Annotated in this window: 17 protein-coding genes; 9 read left to right on the forward strand and 8 right to left on the reverse strand. The window is 66.3% G+C overall.

Annotated features, from left to right (window positions below; all coding sequences use genetic code 11):
* Positions 1–102 precede the first annotated feature (102 nt).
* The 5 genes from A6E15_RS13235 to dapA all read right to left on the reverse strand — a co-directional run bounded on the left by A6E15_RS13235 (position 103) and on the right by dapA (position 3,371).
* Positions 103–483 (reverse strand): type II toxin-antitoxin system VapC family toxin, encoded by a 381-nt coding sequence (locus A6E15_RS13235; RefSeq protein WP_076146868.1) that lies wholly within the window; start codon positions 481–483, stop codon positions 103–105.
* A gap of 6 nt (positions 484–489) precedes the next feature.
* Entirely contained in the window at positions 490–741 is a 252-nt protein-coding gene (locus A6E15_RS13240; protein WP_076146869.1) for an AbrB/MazE/SpoVT family DNA-binding domain-containing protein, read from the reverse strand.
* 109 nt (positions 742–850) lie between these two features.
* Complete coding sequence (locus A6E15_RS13245) at positions 851–1,687, reverse strand: 2,3,4,5-tetrahydropyridine-2,6-dicarboxylate N-succinyltransferase (protein WP_076146871.1); 837 nt, start codon at positions 1,685–1,687, stop codon at positions 851–853.
* On the reverse strand, positions 1,684–2,451 hold the full coding sequence (gene dapB, locus A6E15_RS13250) for a 4-hydroxy-tetrahydrodipicolinate reductase (RefSeq protein WP_076146873.1): 768 nt from the start codon (positions 2,449–2,451) through the stop codon (positions 1,684–1,686). The genes A6E15_RS13245 and dapB overlap by 4 nt, the downstream gene beginning before the upstream one ends.
* Complete coding sequence (gene dapA / locus A6E15_RS13255; protein WP_076146874.1) at positions 2,448–3,371, reverse strand: 4-hydroxy-tetrahydrodipicolinate synthase; 924 nt, start codon at positions 3,369–3,371, stop codon at positions 2,448–2,450. The genes dapB and dapA overlap by 4 nt, the downstream gene beginning before the upstream one ends.
* A gap of 336 nt (positions 3,372–3,707) precedes the next feature.
* Here dapA and A6E15_RS13260 point away from each other — a divergent pair, with 336 nt between their 5' ends.
* A complete protein-coding gene (locus A6E15_RS13260) occupies positions 3,708–4,532 on the forward strand; it encodes a M48 family metallopeptidase (RefSeq protein ID WP_076146876.1) in 825 nt (274 codons plus the stop codon).
* A gap of 70 nt (positions 4,533–4,602) precedes the next feature.
* Positions 4,603–5,100 carry a LabA-like NYN domain-containing protein gene (locus A6E15_RS13265; protein ID WP_076146877.1) on the forward strand — a complete coding sequence of 166 codons (498 nt, stop codon included), beginning with the start codon at positions 4,603–4,605 and terminating at the stop codon, positions 5,098–5,100.
* 36 nt (positions 5,101–5,136) lie between these two features.
* Here A6E15_RS13265 and A6E15_RS21030 read toward each other — a convergent pair whose 3' ends face one another.
* Positions 5,137–5,313 (reverse strand): hypothetical protein, encoded by a 177-nt coding sequence (locus A6E15_RS21030; RefSeq protein ID WP_175607262.1) that lies wholly within the window; start codon positions 5,311–5,313, stop codon positions 5,137–5,139.
* Between the two features lie 114 nt (positions 5,314–5,427).
* Here A6E15_RS21030 and A6E15_RS13270 point away from each other — a divergent pair, with 114 nt between their 5' ends.
* Positions 5,428–5,916 (forward strand): PUA domain-containing protein, encoded by a 489-nt coding sequence (locus A6E15_RS13270; protein WP_076146878.1) that lies wholly within the window; start codon positions 5,428–5,430, stop codon positions 5,914–5,916.
* A gap of 35 nt (positions 5,917–5,951) precedes the next feature.
* Here A6E15_RS13270 and A6E15_RS13275 read toward each other — a convergent pair whose 3' ends face one another.
* Positions 5,952–6,566 carry an HD domain-containing protein gene (locus tag A6E15_RS13275; protein ID WP_076146880.1) on the reverse strand — a complete coding sequence of 205 codons (615 nt, stop codon included), beginning with the start codon at positions 6,564–6,566 and terminating at the stop codon, positions 5,952–5,954.
* Positions 6,567–6,664: 98 nt separating this feature from the next.
* Between A6E15_RS13275 and A6E15_RS13280 the strand changes: the two genes are divergently transcribed.
* The 4 genes from A6E15_RS13280 to A6E15_RS13295 all read left to right on the forward strand — a co-directional run bounded on the left by A6E15_RS13280 (position 6,665) and on the right by A6E15_RS13295 (position 10,130).
* Entirely contained in the window at positions 6,665–7,522 is an 858-nt protein-coding gene (locus A6E15_RS13280; protein WP_076146881.1) for an SDR family oxidoreductase, read from the forward strand.
* Between the two features lie 213 nt (positions 7,523–7,735).
* A complete protein-coding gene (locus A6E15_RS13285) occupies positions 7,736–8,116 on the forward strand; it encodes a nascent polypeptide-associated complex protein (protein WP_076146883.1) in 381 nt (126 codons plus the stop codon).
* A complete protein-coding gene (locus tag A6E15_RS13290) occupies positions 8,113–8,889 on the forward strand; it encodes a methyltransferase domain-containing protein (protein WP_175607263.1) in 777 nt (258 codons plus the stop codon). The genes A6E15_RS13285 and A6E15_RS13290 overlap by 4 nt, the downstream gene beginning before the upstream one ends.
* Positions 8,890–9,056: 167 nt before the next feature.
* Positions 9,057–10,130, forward strand: a complete 1,074-nt coding sequence (locus tag A6E15_RS13295; protein WP_076146886.1) for a phosphotransferase family protein — start codon at positions 9,057–9,059, stop codon at positions 10,128–10,130.
* A 25-nt stretch (positions 10,131–10,155) separates the two neighbouring features.
* Here the strand turns inward: A6E15_RS13295 and A6E15_RS13300 are convergent, their stop codons facing one another.
* A complete protein-coding gene (locus A6E15_RS13300) occupies positions 10,156–10,464 on the reverse strand; it encodes a transcription factor S (RefSeq protein WP_076146888.1) in 309 nt (102 codons plus the stop codon).
* Between the two features lie 748 nt (positions 10,465–11,212).
* Here A6E15_RS13300 and A6E15_RS13310 point away from each other — a divergent pair.
* Positions 11,213–12,502 (forward strand): MFS transporter, encoded by a 1,290-nt coding sequence (locus A6E15_RS13310; protein ID WP_076146889.1) that lies wholly within the window; start codon positions 11,213–11,215, stop codon positions 12,500–12,502.
* Between the two features lie 87 nt (positions 12,503–12,589).
* Positions 12,590–13,753 (forward strand): epoxide hydrolase family protein, encoded by a 1,164-nt coding sequence (locus A6E15_RS13315; RefSeq protein WP_076146891.1) that lies wholly within the window; start codon positions 12,590–12,592, stop codon positions 13,751–13,753.
* Positions 13,754–13,824 lie beyond the last annotated feature (71 nt).

Genomic DNA, 13,824 nt, shown 5'->3' on the forward strand with positions numbered 1-13,824 from the left:
TCCCGAAGCGCGTCCTCGCGCTCGGTCGCCTCGAGCGTCTCCGCCTCGAGAGCAGCGGGAAGATGCGGGGAGCCGAGTGTATTCGAGCGTCCGGACGCCCGATTACTCGGGACCTCGTTCCTCTATCGCGATCCGATCGTCCGTCACGTCGTCGATCGATTTGTCCGACGAGACGATCGGATCTTCCGCCGCGTAGGCGACGTGGTACGCGTCGAACGCGGTGAGACCGTCTTCGTCCATGTAGTCCGCCGCCTGGAACAGGACGTCCTCGTCTTCGGGGACGGTCGCGATTTCGAGCGCTGACGTAAGCGCCTCCATTCGATCGAATTCGAAGCGGTCCGAGATTACGAGCAGTTCGAGCAGCGTCGCTCGCGAGGTGTAGATTTCCCCCTCGTTCTCGAGCGCGATCTCGGCCGCCCGATCCTGCAGCCAATCGTCGTCTTTCACCAACGCGATGAAGAAGTCGGTATCGGCGTAGATCATCGGCTCCTACTCGCTCGCGTCGCCTATCGCGTCCGTTCGAGCGGCCTCGCGTGCCTCACGCTTGATCTCGTCGATCGATTTGCCGTCGAAAGCGTCACCGACGGCATCGCGAAGGCCTTCGATCGGATCGTCGTTCAACGGGATCAGTTCGATCCGATCCTCGAGTTCGACGACGCGGTACCGGTCGCCGTGTCTCTCGCGGATCTCGTGGGGGATGACGATGCGACCCCGATCGTCGGCCTCGGCCCGTTTGCTCATTACGACCGACTACGAGGGGAACGACCAAAAGTCCTCCCACGATCTACGGCAATTTCCCCGGATCGAGTGCGATCACCGCACTTCGTACGGGATCGTCGGGACGGCTCGTTTATTCCCGAAGCGCGTCCTCGCGCTCGGTCGCCTCGAGCGTCTCCGTCTCCAGATCGGTCGCCACGACGGCGGGCTTGTACGCGCCGCCCTCGAAGAGGTCGTGGTCGCTGATCGAGGACTCGACGAAGCGGGTGAACGCGCGGCGGTCCGCGGGCAGTTCGCCGTAGACGACCTCGTCCTCGACGAGGTCGTAGACGGGGATGCGCGGGGTCAGCAGCGTGTTCTCGCCGACGACGCTGTTCTCGCCGACCACGAAGCCCGAGGTCACGCGACAGCCCGCGCCGAGCGAGACGTCGTCCTCGACGATCACGGGGGCGTTCTCGACCGGCTCGAGGACGCCGCCGATGAGGGTGTTCGCGCCGAGCTTGACGTTGTCGCCGATCTGGGCGCAGGAGCCCACCGTATCGCAGGAGTCGACGAGCGTGCCGTCGCCGACGTAGGCCCCGATGTTGACGAACGACGGACTCATCATGATACAGTCCGAGCCGACGTGCGCGCCCTGCCGGACGACGGTCCCGTCGGGCGTGTTACGGCTCCCGCGGTCGCCGTACTCGCTCGAGTCGGCGAGCGGCAGGACGTCGTTGTACGTCGTGTCGCCGTGGTCGTACTGCCGGATCTCGCGGAGGCCGAAGTTCAGCAGGATGCCCTGTTTGACCCACTCGTTTGCCTCCCACTCGCCGCCCTGCTTCTCGGCGGCGCGGACGTCGCCGGACTCGAGGGCGTCGAGGAAGGCCGCGAGGGTGTCGTAGGCGTCCTCATCCGCGGTCTCCGCACTGATCTCGCCGCTTTGCTTGCGCTCCCACAACTCGCCGATTTCGGTTTCGAGTGCGCTCATTCTCCGATCACGTCCGCGAAGTCGTACCAACCGGCCTTCTGTCCAGCGATCCAGACCGCCGCGTCGACCGCGCCCGCGGCGAAGACCCCGCGGTCCTCGGCGCGGTGGGTGAGCCGAACCTCCTCGTGGTTGTCCGCGAGGACGATCTCGTGTTCGCCCGTGATGGTGCCCGCACGAAGCGCGTGGACGCCGATCTCTCCCTCCTCTCGAGGGGCCTCGCCCTCGCGGCCGTGAACGCGCTCGCCGAAGTCACCGTTGTCCTCGATCTCCTCGAGCAGCCGGTTGGCGGTGCCGCTCGGGGCGTCGCGCTTGGCGTTGTGGTGGGTCTCGACGAGTTCCACGTCGTAGCCCTGCAGGTTCCGGACCGCCTCGCCGACGACGTTGAGCAGGGCCTGGACACCGCGGGCGAAGTTCGGCGCGTGGAGGACCGCGACGTCTTCGCTGACGGCCTCGAGGGCCTCGTACTGATCGTCGTCGAAGCCGGTCGTGCCGGTGACGAACGCGACGCCGGCGTCGGCACAGGCCCGGGCGTAGTCGACGGCCGACGCGGGGCCGGTGAAGTCGATCACGGCGGTCGGCTCGCGGTCGGCGACCAGCGCATCGAACTCGGCCGCGGGCTCGATTTCGACGCCCTCGACCGTCTCGCCGTCCGGATCGCGGTTGACCGCGACGGCGACCTCGCAGTCCTCCCGTCCTGCTGCCGCGGCGATGACTTCCCGGCCCATTCGCCCGGTCGCGCCGGTGACGCCCAGTCGGACCGTCATCGATCGCCCTCCGCCGGGTCTGCCAGTTCCGTCTCGTCGCGCTCGAGGTCGGCCAGCACTGCCTCGAGGTCCGCGCGGTACTCGTCGGCCAGGCGGGAGAGCGGCGAGCGCAGGCGAGCCGGGCCGTAGCCGCGAATCTCCATGGCCTCCTTGACCGGAATGGGGTTGGTCTCGACGAACAGTTCGCGAAACAGCGGGCCGAGTTCGTGGTGCAGTTCCCTTGCACGTTGGTAATCGCCGTCCAGCGCCGCACCGACCATGGCACACGTGCGCTCGGGTTCGATGTTCGCGGCGACGCTGATCGTCCCGGTGCCGCCGACCGAGAGGGTCGGCAGGGTCATGCCGTCGTCGCCCGACAGCACCGCGAAGTCCTCGTCGCGCGTGCGTTCGACGACCTCACTGATCTGGCCCAGATCGCCGCTGGCGGCCTTGTAGCCCGCGACGTTCTCGTGGCTCGCCAGTTCGACGGCGGTGTCGGGCTCGATGTTCCGGCCCGTCCGGGAGGGGACGTTGTAGACGATCTGAGGCAGGTCGACGGCGTCGGCGATCGTCCGGTAATGCTCGATCAGCCCGCGCTGTTCGGGCTTGTTGTAGTACGGCGAGATGAGCAGGAGGCCGTCCGCGCCCGCGTCTGCGGCCCGCTCGGACAGTTCCAGTGCCTCGCGGGTGTTGTTCGAGCCGGTGCCCGCGATGACGGGCACGTCGTCGACGGCCTCGATGACGGCCTCGACGACCTCCACGTGTTCGTCGTGGGTCAGCGTCGCCGACTCGCCGGTCGAGCCGACCGGGACGAGCCCGTCGACGCCCGCTGTCTCGAGGCGCTGAGCGTCGGCCTGCAGCGTTTCGAAGTCGATTCGTTCGTCCTCGTCGAAGGGCGTACACATCGCCGGAAAGACGCCCGAAAGGTCGATAGCAGTCATGTGTTGGTGTCGTTGAGTCGTGTGTCGGACTCCGATCGGTAGGTCCTATCGGTTCCGATCGGTCGTTGGTGATCGATCGCGCGCGGTCGAAGCGTGCCCGGGACGGGGGCGCTACGCCCGCCGCGAGCACTCGCAGGCGCGTTTGCGTTTCGAAAAACGAGGGGCGACGCCGCTCACGGCGGACTCGAGTCCCGAGCGAGCGACGTGGCGCATGCCCGAGAGACTGGGCCGGACCGACTTAGCCGTTGTGTCTTCGACCGGACTGATCGACGCGAGTGCGGAGAGCTGACATACGAATCCACGTAGCTTATGCCGAGTCGTTGTCTAGAGTCAGCTATGACGAATTTCGGATTGAAAGTGCGAATGGCGATCGTCGGCTCGATCCTGTTCGCGTTCTACATGCTCGTCGGTGCCTTCGGCCTGGCGATGTTCGGAGTCGGCGCGTGGCCGTTGGTCGGACTCGGCCTGCTCGTCTTGCCCGTCATCCAGTACAAGATTGGGACCTGGTCGGCCACGAGACGCGCCGAGGAGATGCCCGAAGACGGCCAGTACCGCGAGGTCCACCAGATGACGGAGTCGCTCTGTCGGGACATGGGCATCGAAAAGCCCACGCTGATGGTCATGGACATGGGCGTCCCCAACGCCTTCGCGACCGGCCGGAAGGGCAACGGCTACGTCGTCGTCTCGACCGAACTCATCCGCCTGCTCCAGCGCGACGAACTCGAGGGCGTCATCGCCCACGAACTCGCCCACATCAAGAACCGCGACGTCCTCGCGATGGTGCTTGGTAGCTCCATCGCGATGATGGTCGGCTGGGTCGCCTACATGGTCTACATGATGGGCGACGACCGCAGCATCGGCAGCATCTTCGTCGGGATGATCATCTCGAACATCGCCCAGATGCTCGTGATGGTGTTCGTGCTGGCGATCTCGCGGTACCGCGAGTACGTCGCCGACGACGACGCCCGCCAGTACATCGGCAGCGGCGACCCGCTCGCCCGCGCCCTCGAGAAGATCTCGCAGGGCTCGCAGGGCCGGGAGTCCGAACTCGACGACAGCGTGAGCGCGCTGTGTATCTTCAACTCCGAGAAGGGCCTGCTGCAGACGCTGTTTGCCACCCACCCGCCGACGGAAAAGCGCATTCGGAAGCTTCGGAACTAATCCGGCGACACCCCATCGTGACCGTCCCGAACGCCGCGATTTTTTATAGCCGCCCGCGACATGCTAGTATATGACGGAAATTCATCCCGGGCAGCGCGTCGCCGTCCTCGTCGACGCCCAGAACCTCTATCACACGGCCCAGAGCATGCACAGCCGGAACATCGACTACTCCGCCCTGCTCGAGAAGGCGGTTCAGGACCGCCAGCTCACCCGCGCGATCGCGTACGTGATCCGCGCGGACTCGCCGGAGGAGGAGAGCTTCTTCGAGGCGCTGATCGACATCGGCTTCGAGCCGAAGATCAAGGACATCAAGACCTTCGCCGACGGTTCGAAGAAGGCCGACTGGGACGTCGGGATGAGTCTTGACGCGGTGACGCTTGCCAACCACGTCGACACGATCGTCCTCTGTACGGGCGACGGCGACTTCTCGCGGCTGTGTTCGCACCTGCGCCACGAGGGCGTCCGCGTCGAGGTGATGTCGTTCCAGTCCTCGACGGCGGATGAACTCGTCGATGCCGCCGACTCCTTTCTCGACCTGGGCGAACGCCACGAGACGTTCCTGCTCTAGCGCGGCGATCGAATCGTCCCCGGTTCGGACCGAGAATCAGTTGGGCTGGCGGGTCTGCCAGAGACCGATTACCAGCGCGTAGCCGGCAACGAATAGCGTCGCGCCGGTAATGAGGTAGACGAGCGGACCGGTGACGATCGCGGCCGGCCCGATCAGTGTCAGGGTCCCGACGACCAGCAGGGCGACCCCGAGACCGATTTGCGTGACGTCCATGTGGATGCGATACTACTGAACCAATGATAATAACGTTCTCCATCTCGTTTCGGTCGCGTCGATGGCCGATCGCGGGTCGAAGGGCTTTCGACTCGCCGGTTCGAACCCGGCCCAATGAGCGAGTCAGCAGACGGGAGCGCGGGCCTGTCCCAGCTTCGAACCATCGCGGACTACCAGTTCGGCGCGGACGCGGGGGCGGCGCTGTTCCCGCCGTCGGAATCGCTGACGGTCAAACGGACCACGTCGGGCCGCCCCCAGCAAGTCCACGCCGACGCCGGCCGGATCGTCTCCTTCGGCACCGACGGCCGGTTCACCCTCGGCCTCGAGGGCGGTCGCCGGCTCGCGGCCGCGCTCGAGCACCCGGCCTACCGGGTCGTCGTCGACGACGAGAGCGAGCCGTTCGTCCGCGAGGAGAAGAACGTCTTCGCGAAGTTCGTCCTCGAGGTCGGCGACGAGATCCGGCCGGGCGACGAGGTGCTGGTGGTCCACGAGCGCGGCGAGTTGCTCGCGGTCGGGACGGCCGAGCTGGACGCCGACGCCATCCGGGACTTCGAGACGGGGATGGCCGTCAACGTACGCGAGGGTGCGCCCGCAGAGACCTGAGGATCGGCGGACCGGCAGCCGATTCGCGAGGACCGCTACAGCTGGCACTCCCGGCCGATCTCCCGTTCGTACCGCGTCTTGATCGCCTCGAAGAGTCGCTCGCCGACGGGCGTCCCGAGCCGCGGTGCGGCCGTCGCGAAGAACTCGTCGAGGTCCTCGTACTCGTCGAACGCCTCGTTGCGCTCGGTCTCGTCGTAGCGGTCCCCGCGCTCGTATTTGAGCGCCTGCAGGCAGTTGTCGATCAGGTCCATGTCCTTGACGAACCGCGCCGTCGGCGTCTCGCGGGCCTCGTACGCCGCCCAGAGCGAGCGAAACTCGTCGTCGCCGTCGAACGGCTCGAGCAGATCCGCGATCGCGTCCCGCTCGCGGGCGACTTTCTCGCCTGCGTCGACCCGCTGGGTGCCGTCCTCGGCGCGCGTCGCGACGTCGCCGACGCGGGCCTCGCCCAGATCGTGGAGCAGCGCCATCGACACCGCGCGGTCGCGGTCGACGTCGGCGGCCCGGTCGGCGTAGCACAGACACAGCGTCGCCACGCCCCACGTGTGGGCCGCGACCGACTCCGGGGCATCGATCCCGCGGAGGACCCAGCCGGTCCGGCGCTCGTCTTTCAGTTCGAGGGCCTCGAGCAGGGCGTCGAGTTCGTCGGCCATTACGGTCTCCCACGCGCCGCCGGGGATTGAAAACGTCGATCGTCGGCCCGGGAGTTTGAATGGACTATTATGGGTGCAGGTATGTGTATAGATCACTAATGCCGCAGAAACCAGACCTGAGCGGACAGGCCGCATTCATAACGGGTACCACGCGTGGAATCGGGAAGCAACTCGCACTCGCGCTGGCCGAACAAGGCTGTGACATCGTGTCGACGGGCAAGACCGTCGACGACTCGGACTCGGACCTCGAGGGGACGATCCACAAGACCGCCGAGGCCTGCGCCGAGAAGGGCGTCGAGACGCACGCGATCCAACTGGACGTCCGCGACGAGGACGCCATCGAGGCGGCCGTCGAGGAGGCGATCGACGAGATGGGCGAGATCAACATCGTGATCAACAACGCCTCGGCCATCCAGATGGGTGCGGTCGAGGACCTGCCGGCCGATCGCTACGACCTCCTGAACGAGGTCAACGTGCGCGGCACCTATCTCGTCTCGCGGGCGTTCATCGACCACCTCAAGGGCGTCGAGGAAGACGCCTGGATCCTGACGAACGCGCCGCCGGTCGAACTCGACCGCGCTCCGGGGTCGGCCGCCTACTCCTGGTCGAAGATGGGGATGTCGTTCGTGACGCTGTCGATGGCCCAGGAACTGGCCGACGACGAGATCGGCTGTAACACCTTCTGGCCGGTGACCGCGATCGACACGCGCGCGACCCGGTACTTCGAGATGGGGACCGAAGACGACTGGCGGACGCCCGACATCGTCTCGGACACCGTCCTCGAGATCCTGACCCGCGACCCCGCGGAGTTCACCGGGAACCGCGTCTACGACGAGGACTTCCTCCGGGAGGCCGGCGTCGAGGACTTCTCCGGGTACAACCTCACCGAGGGCGATCCCGAGCCGACGTCGGCGCAGCTGTTCGATCCGGACTACTCGCGGCCGGACGACGCCTGATACGGTCTGCTGTAAGTCATTTCCGGTGCGACCGCGACACGGCCTGCGGTCGCACCGGTAAATCGTTACAGCAAACCGTATGAGACGGGCTGCTGTACGATCGGCGACGCGACCGCGGGTCCCGCCGTCGCGCCGGCAACGACGGGCAGGAGTCCGTCCGGTCGCTTCGGGCGAACGACAAACTAAAAGGTCGCCCGCGGCCACGTGTCGAGTATGTTCGGAGGAGGCGGCGGCGGACTCAACCCGCGCAAGATGGAACAGATGATGGAACAGATGGGCATCGACGTCGAGGACATCGACGCCGAGGAGGTCATCATCCGCACCGACGAGTACGACCTCGTCTTCGGCGACGCCGAGGTCACCAAGATGGACGCTCGCGGCCAGGAGACCTACCAGGTCATCGGCTCGCCCGAGGAGGTCGAGGCCGGTTCGGCCGGCGGGAGTTCCGAGGCCGGCAGCGACGCCGGCTCGTCGATCCCCGACGAGGACGTCGAACTCGTCGCCACGCGCGCCGGCGTGAGCGAAGACGAGGCCCGCGAGGCCCTCGAGGACGCGGACGGCGACCTCGCCGCGGCGGTCGGCTCCCTCGAGTGACTCGCGTGAGTGGAGACGAGAGCGCGGCCGACGGGACGGCTCGCGTCCCGGTCTTGCTCGTCCGCGGCGACCGCGAGTACCTCGTCGAACCCGGCGGCGAACAGGGGACCGACCTCGGCGTGCTCGAGGTCCCCGAGGACGTGCAGTCGGGCGACACCATCGAGACGCATCTGGGCGACGAGTTTCAGGTACGTCGGCTGCGCGGCCCCGATCTCTTCCATCACTTCGAGCGGACCGGCGCGCCGATGGTGCCCCGCGACATCGGGCTCGTCATCGGCGAGACCGGCATCGCCGGCGGCGACCGGGTCCTCGACGCCGGTACCGGAACCGGCGTCCTCGCGGCCATGCTGGCCCGGGCCGGTGCCGAGGTCGTGACCTACGAGCAGGACGGCGAGTTCGCCGACGTGGCCCGCGAGAACATGGCACTTGGTGGCGTCGCCGGCGCCGTCGACGTCCGGACCGGCGACGTGACCGACGAGGTCGACGGCCTCGAGCCGTCGTCGTTCGACGTCATGACCCTCGATACGGCCGACGCGCCCGCGATGGTCGAACACGCACCCGACCTGCTGGTCGACGGCGGGTTCGTCGCGGTCTACAGCCCCTTCATCGAGTCGACCCGCGAGGTCGCACGGACGGCCCGCGAGGTCGGCCTCGCGAACGTCACCACTCGAGAGACGATTCAACGCGAAATGCAGTTCGACGAGCGGGGCTCGCGGCCGACGACCGCGCCCGTCGGTCACACCGGTTATCTGACGATCGCCCGCAACGAATAGGGCGGTTCTCTCCTCGTTCGACGCGACGACGTGTTCGCGTCACAGTCTCTCGTGCGGTCCTCGTTCGATATCGTCGCGACTCGAGCAAGCGGCGGCCGAGAGCGAGCGGGCCGTTGCCATCGGTTTGCCAGTGAATATTTATCACGGGCGCCGGACACGGGAACGGTATGGCGGACGATGCGAGCGAGACGGCGTATCTCGAGGAACTCGTCGACGAGGACTCGCTGCGGGCGTACTTCGAGTCGGAACTCGGCACCGCCGACCGCTTCGAAGTGACGTATCACCAGGCAGGCCACTCGAACGAAACGCTGTTCGTCGATTGGGGCGATCGCGAGTTTGTCCTCCGCCGACCGCCGGCGGGAGCGACCGCCGACTCCGCTCACGACGTGCTTCGGGAGTACCGCGTGATGAACGCCCTTCAGGGCACCGACGTTCCACTCCCCGAGACCGTCCTCGAGTGTGACGATCACGACGTCATCGGTTCCGATTTTTACGTGATGGAGCGGCTTCAGGGCGACGTGATCCGCGAAGCGGAGCCGCCCCGATTCGAACGCCCCGAGTACCGTCGGCGGATCGGAACGGAACTCATCGACGTCGGCGCAAAGATCCACACGCTCGAGCCCGAGATGATGGGGTTGGGGAACCTCGGTCATCCAGCGGGCTACACCGAACGGCAGGTCGACCGTTGGACGAAACAGATCGAGTGGGCGAGAGAGGTGACGAGCGACCGGCGGGAGGTCCCGACGCTTTTCGACGTGGCCGACTGGCTGGCTGCCAACGCTCCCGAGCCCCCCGCGAACACCCTCGTTCACGGCGATTTCAAACTCGACAACATGATATTCGCGCCGGAGACGCCGCCCGAGATCGTCGGCGTGTTCGACTGGGAGATGTGTACTCGGGGAAACCCCTTCATGGACCTCGGCTGGCTGCTCGCGTACTGGCCCGACGAGAAGGATCCCGATCGGACGACGGCACTCACGCCGTCGCTTCTCGCTCATCCGGAGTATCCGACCCGGCGTCAACTGGTCGACCGGTACGAGGATCTGACGGGCTGGTCGTTCGAGAATCCCCGGTTCTATCGGGCGTTCGGCGTCTTCAAGATCGCGTCGGCCTCGGAGATGTTCTTCCGACGGTACCTGGAGGGCAACAGCAACGACCCGACCTATCCCAAAATGGAGGAACGCGTTCCCGAGTACGCCGCCTGGGCCAAGCGAATCATCGACGGGAACGAACCGCTCTGACGGCGGTCAGCGGTCGCGACTCGGACTAATTATCGTCCTCGCGCCACTTGTGTTCGCACTCGGTGCAGATGAAGAAGCGCGTCTCGGACTCGTCGGCCGAGCGGATCTGTTGCATGTACCAGTGGGCCCGGTCGTTGCCGCACTCGGGACAGATGGCGTCGGTCTCGGGCAGCGAGGTCTCGCCGGAGGACTCGATGATCTCGCCGACCTCCTGATCGTCGGTGACGGTGTACTGGTCGGCGTCGCCTTTCGGCTCCGTGTACCCGCAGCTGCCACACTCCCAGAGGCCGTCGTCGGCCTTCATCATCGAACCGCATTCGTCGCAGAATTCCATACGACTCGGTTGTTGCTCACCCCGGTTAAGTGTGTAGAAAAGAAGTCGCCCCGCGAGCGGAAGGACGACGGCGTCGAGAGCGGGGCGGAAAGCGACGGGACGGCCGACGGAAGACTCGAGCGTGAAGTCATCGCACGGCAAGCCTGTACGTCCGTTCGATCGCTCCGTGGATCGCAAACACGAGACCGACGACGAGAACTACCGTCTGGTAACCGGAGAGTGAAACGACGTTGGCGTCGATGTATTCGTGGAGGCAGACCGTGGAAACGACCACCAGAATGGAGACCGAGTCGTACGTATCCGCGAGGGCTTTCTCGCCGTCACCGGTCTCGTCGTCTCGAATCGAGGATCCGGAGAGCGATTCGTATATCCGTTCGGTCGCTCGATGAACACTGACCAAAACGAGTACGAGGAGAACGAGAGACCAGACTATCGAAAGTTCGATTACGATCGAGTTGACGTATATGACACAAAATCCAGAGACGAGTAGCGAGAGGATATCGATACCGGTTCGTCTCCTGATCACCGTCGATCGTCTCTAGAAACTCCCCGTCATATTATATTTCTAACTATACGGCCCCAGAGATATTGGAAGGCCCACTGTCCGGGTACGGCCGTTCTCGTCGGGATCGCGATCGGGTGTGCAGTGACTCTCAGTGGTTACTATAGCGACGCTCCCGCGGACTGTCCCGTCGACCGGCTGTTCCGTTCGAAAGTATAATCGGTCGGGATCACGCAGGTGTTGCCAATGCCGACCGTCGTCGAGCGACTCGTCGCGCCCTTCGCCGTCGATCGACGGGTCCTCGCGCTGGCGGGCGCTCGCATGGCCGACGGGATCGGCAACTCGTTTCTGATCATCGTCATCCCGCTGTACGTGACCAGCGGCGTCGTCGGCGGGACGGCCTTCGGTCTCGGCGAGTCGCTGCTCATCGGGGTGATCCTCTCGCTCTTTGGCTTTCTCAACAGTTCGTTCCAGCCGTTTACCGGCCGGCTGTCGGATCGGCTCGGCCGGCGCAAGCCGTTCATTCTGGTCGGGCTCGCGGGCCTCGCGATGACCAACGTCGCGTACGTCTTCGCGGAGACTTACCTCTCCTTGCTGGTCATCCGGGGGTTGCAGGGCGTCAGCGTCGCCTTCATCATCCCGCCGTCGGTCGCGCTCGTCAACGAACTCGCGACGACGGGCGACCGCGGCGGGAACATGGGCGTCTACAACACGTTCCGTCTGGTCGGGTTCGGGGCCGGGCCGGCGGTGGCCGGGGCGGTCGTCAGTCGCGGTCCGTACGCGCTCCCCGGCGGTCTGGCGGTCTCCGGGTTCGACGCCGCCTTCTACGTCGCGACGATCACCGCGACGATCAGCTACGTCATGGTGACGGTGCTGGTGTCCGATCCCGAGTCGACGGCCGCCAACGCCGGCGCGAACCTCTCGATCCCGATCCTCGATCGGTCGGGCTCGAACCTGCTCGATCCGATCTTCACCCTCGGGATCGCGTCGTTTTTCATGGCGACCGCCATCGCGCTATTTGCGACCATCCAGCCGCAGGTCAACGCCCGCCTCGAGCAGGGGGCGACCTGGTTCGGCCTGCAGTTCGCGGGGTTTATCATCGCACAGGTCGCGCTCCAGACGCCGATCGGGCGGGCCTGCGATCGGTACGGCCGGCGGCCGTTCATCGTGACCGGAATGGCGCTGTTGATCCCGACGACGCTCGTCCAGGGCTTTCTCCTCTCGTCGGCGCTGATGTTCGTCGCGCGCCTGTGCCAGGGAGTCGCCGCCGCGATGGTCTTTGCCCCGTCGCTGGCGCTGGCCGGCGACCTCGCCGGCGAGGGCGAGTCCGGCTCGAAGCTGTCGGTGCTGACGATGGCCTTCGGCTACGGAATCGCGATCGGGCCGCTCTCCTCGGGCGCGCTGGTGCGGTTCGGCTTCGAGGTCCCGTTCGTCTTCGGGACCGCACTCGCTGCGCTCGGAACGATCCTCGTCTACACGCAGGTCGAAGAGACCCTCGAGACGACGGTCCCGGTTCCGGTCATCGGTGACGACTGACGATACGCCTTTGTGACGCGAGCGAGTCGAAGTCCGTATGTGCAGTGGTATCATCCACAGTGGCAGCACTCGGATCGGGGTGGCGACATGACGGCGGAGATCGACGACTCGATTCGACCGTTCGAGGTGTCGGTCAGTCGGGACGAGATCGACGACCTCCGGACGCGCCTCGAGCGGACCCGCTGGCCGGACCAGCTCCCCGAGGCGGGCTGGGAGTACGGGACCGAACGCGAGTCCCTCCGCGATCTCTGTGCGTACTGGCGCGAGGAGTTCGACTGGGCGGCGTTCGAGGACCGGTGCAACGAGTTCGACCAGTACGTGACGACGATCGACGGCCAGCGGCTGCACTTCTATCACGTCCGCTCGCCCGAACCGGACGCGACGCCGCTCGTCCTGAGCCACGGCTGGCCCGGCTCCGTCGCGGAGTTTCTCGACGTCCTCGGGCCGCTGACGGACCCGGCGGCCCACGGCGGCGATCCGGCCGACGCCTTCCACGTCGTCGCGCCCTCGCTGCCCGGCTTCGGCTTCTCCGGCTCGACCGGCGAGCGGGGGTACGACGTGCCGCGGATCGCCGACGCCGTCGCCGAGCTGATGGCCCGGCTCGGCTACGACCGCTACGTCGCACAGGGCGGGGACTGGGGCGCGCTGGTCGCCGCCCTGCTTGGCGCGAACTATCCGGACCGCGTCGCGGCGATTCACACGAACATGCTCTTTCTGAACCCGTCGTCGCTCGAGGCCGACGATCCGACCGACCTGCTCGACGAACGGGGGCTGGGCGACTACCGGGAGACCGCGGCGTTCCGCGAGACCGAAACCGCCTACCACGAGATCCAGGCGACCAAACCACAGAGTCTGGCCTACGGGCTCACCGACTCGCCGGCCGGGCTGGCGGCCTGGATCGTCGAGAAGTTCCGGGCCTGGAGCGACTGCGACGGCGACCTCGAGTCGTGGATCGACCGCGACCGGCTGCTCGACAACCTGAGCGTCTACTGGCTGACCGGCACGATCGGCTCTTCGATGCGACTCTACGCCGAGACGGACGTGAGCGCGGCGACGCCGGATTCGGTCGACGTGCCGACGGGCCACGCCCGCTATCCGGCGGAGGTGTACAAGACGCCCCGCCGCTGGGCCGAAGCGGTCTACGACGTCGAGTACTGGTCCGAACAGCCCGAAGGCGGCCACTTCGCTGCGATGGAGGTGCCGGAACTGTTCGTCGAGGACCTGCGATCGTTCGCCGGCGAGTTCGGCTGAGGACGGGGCGGAGTCGCTCGAGTCGCGGCGGGACGCAACGCAAAAGTACCGGATCCCCATACGGTTCGACG

This window comes from Natrinema saccharevitans (assembly GCF_001953745.1).
GTDB lineage: Archaea > Halobacteriota > Halobacteria > Halobacteriales > Natrialbaceae > Natrinema > Natrinema saccharevitans.

Bases quoted from the DNA above. Each gene is read 5' to 3' on its own strand.
- A6E15_RS13235 (WP_076146868.1), bottom strand. From the start codon at position 483: ATGATCTACGCCGATACCGACTTCTTCATCGCGTTGGTGAAAGACGAC.
- A6E15_RS13240 (WP_076146869.1), bottom strand. From the start codon at position 741: ATGAGCAAACGGGCCGAGGCCGACGATCGGGGTCGCATCGTCATCCCC.
- A6E15_RS13245 (WP_076146871.1), bottom strand. From the start codon at position 1,687: ATGAGCGCACTCGAAACCGAAATCGGCGAGTTGTGGGAGCGCAAGCAA.
- dapB (WP_076146873.1), bottom strand. From the start codon at position 2,451: ATGACGGTCCGACTGGGCGTCACCGGCGCGACCGGGCGAATGGGCCGG.
- dapA (WP_076146874.1), bottom strand. From the start codon at position 3,371: ATGACTGCTATCGACCTTTCGGGCGTCTTTCCGGCGATGTGTACGCCC.
- A6E15_RS13260 (WP_076146876.1), top strand. From the start codon at position 3,708: ATGACGAATTTCGGATTGAAAGTGCGAATGGCGATCGTCGGCTCGATC.
- A6E15_RS13265 (WP_076146877.1), top strand. From the start codon at position 4,603: ATGACGGAAATTCATCCCGGGCAGCGCGTCGCCGTCCTCGTCGACGCC.
- A6E15_RS21030 (WP_175607262.1), bottom strand. From the start codon at position 5,313: ATGGACGTCACGCAAATCGGTCTCGGGGTCGCCCTGCTGGTCGTCGGG.
- A6E15_RS13270 (WP_076146878.1), top strand. From the start codon at position 5,428: ATGAGCGAGTCAGCAGACGGGAGCGCGGGCCTGTCCCAGCTTCGAACC.
- A6E15_RS13275 (WP_076146880.1), bottom strand. From the start codon at position 6,566: ATGGCCGACGAACTCGACGCCCTGCTCGAGGCCCTCGAACTGAAAGAC.
- A6E15_RS13280 (WP_076146881.1), top strand. From the start codon at position 6,665: ATGCCGCAGAAACCAGACCTGAGCGGACAGGCCGCATTCATAACGGGT.
- A6E15_RS13285 (WP_076146883.1), top strand. From the start codon at position 7,736: ATGTTCGGAGGAGGCGGCGGCGGACTCAACCCGCGCAAGATGGAACAG.
- A6E15_RS13295 (WP_076146886.1), top strand. From the start codon at position 9,057: ATGGCGGACGATGCGAGCGAGACGGCGTATCTCGAGGAACTCGTCGAC.
- A6E15_RS13300 (WP_076146888.1), bottom strand. From the start codon at position 10,464: ATGGAATTCTGCGACGAATGCGGTTCGATGATGAAGGCCGACGACGGC.
- A6E15_RS13310 (WP_076146889.1), top strand. From the start codon at position 11,213: ATGCCGACCGTCGTCGAGCGACTCGTCGCGCCCTTCGCCGTCGATCGA.
- A6E15_RS13315 (WP_076146891.1), top strand. From the start codon at position 12,590: ATGACGGCGGAGATCGACGACTCGATTCGACCGTTCGAGGTGTCGGTC.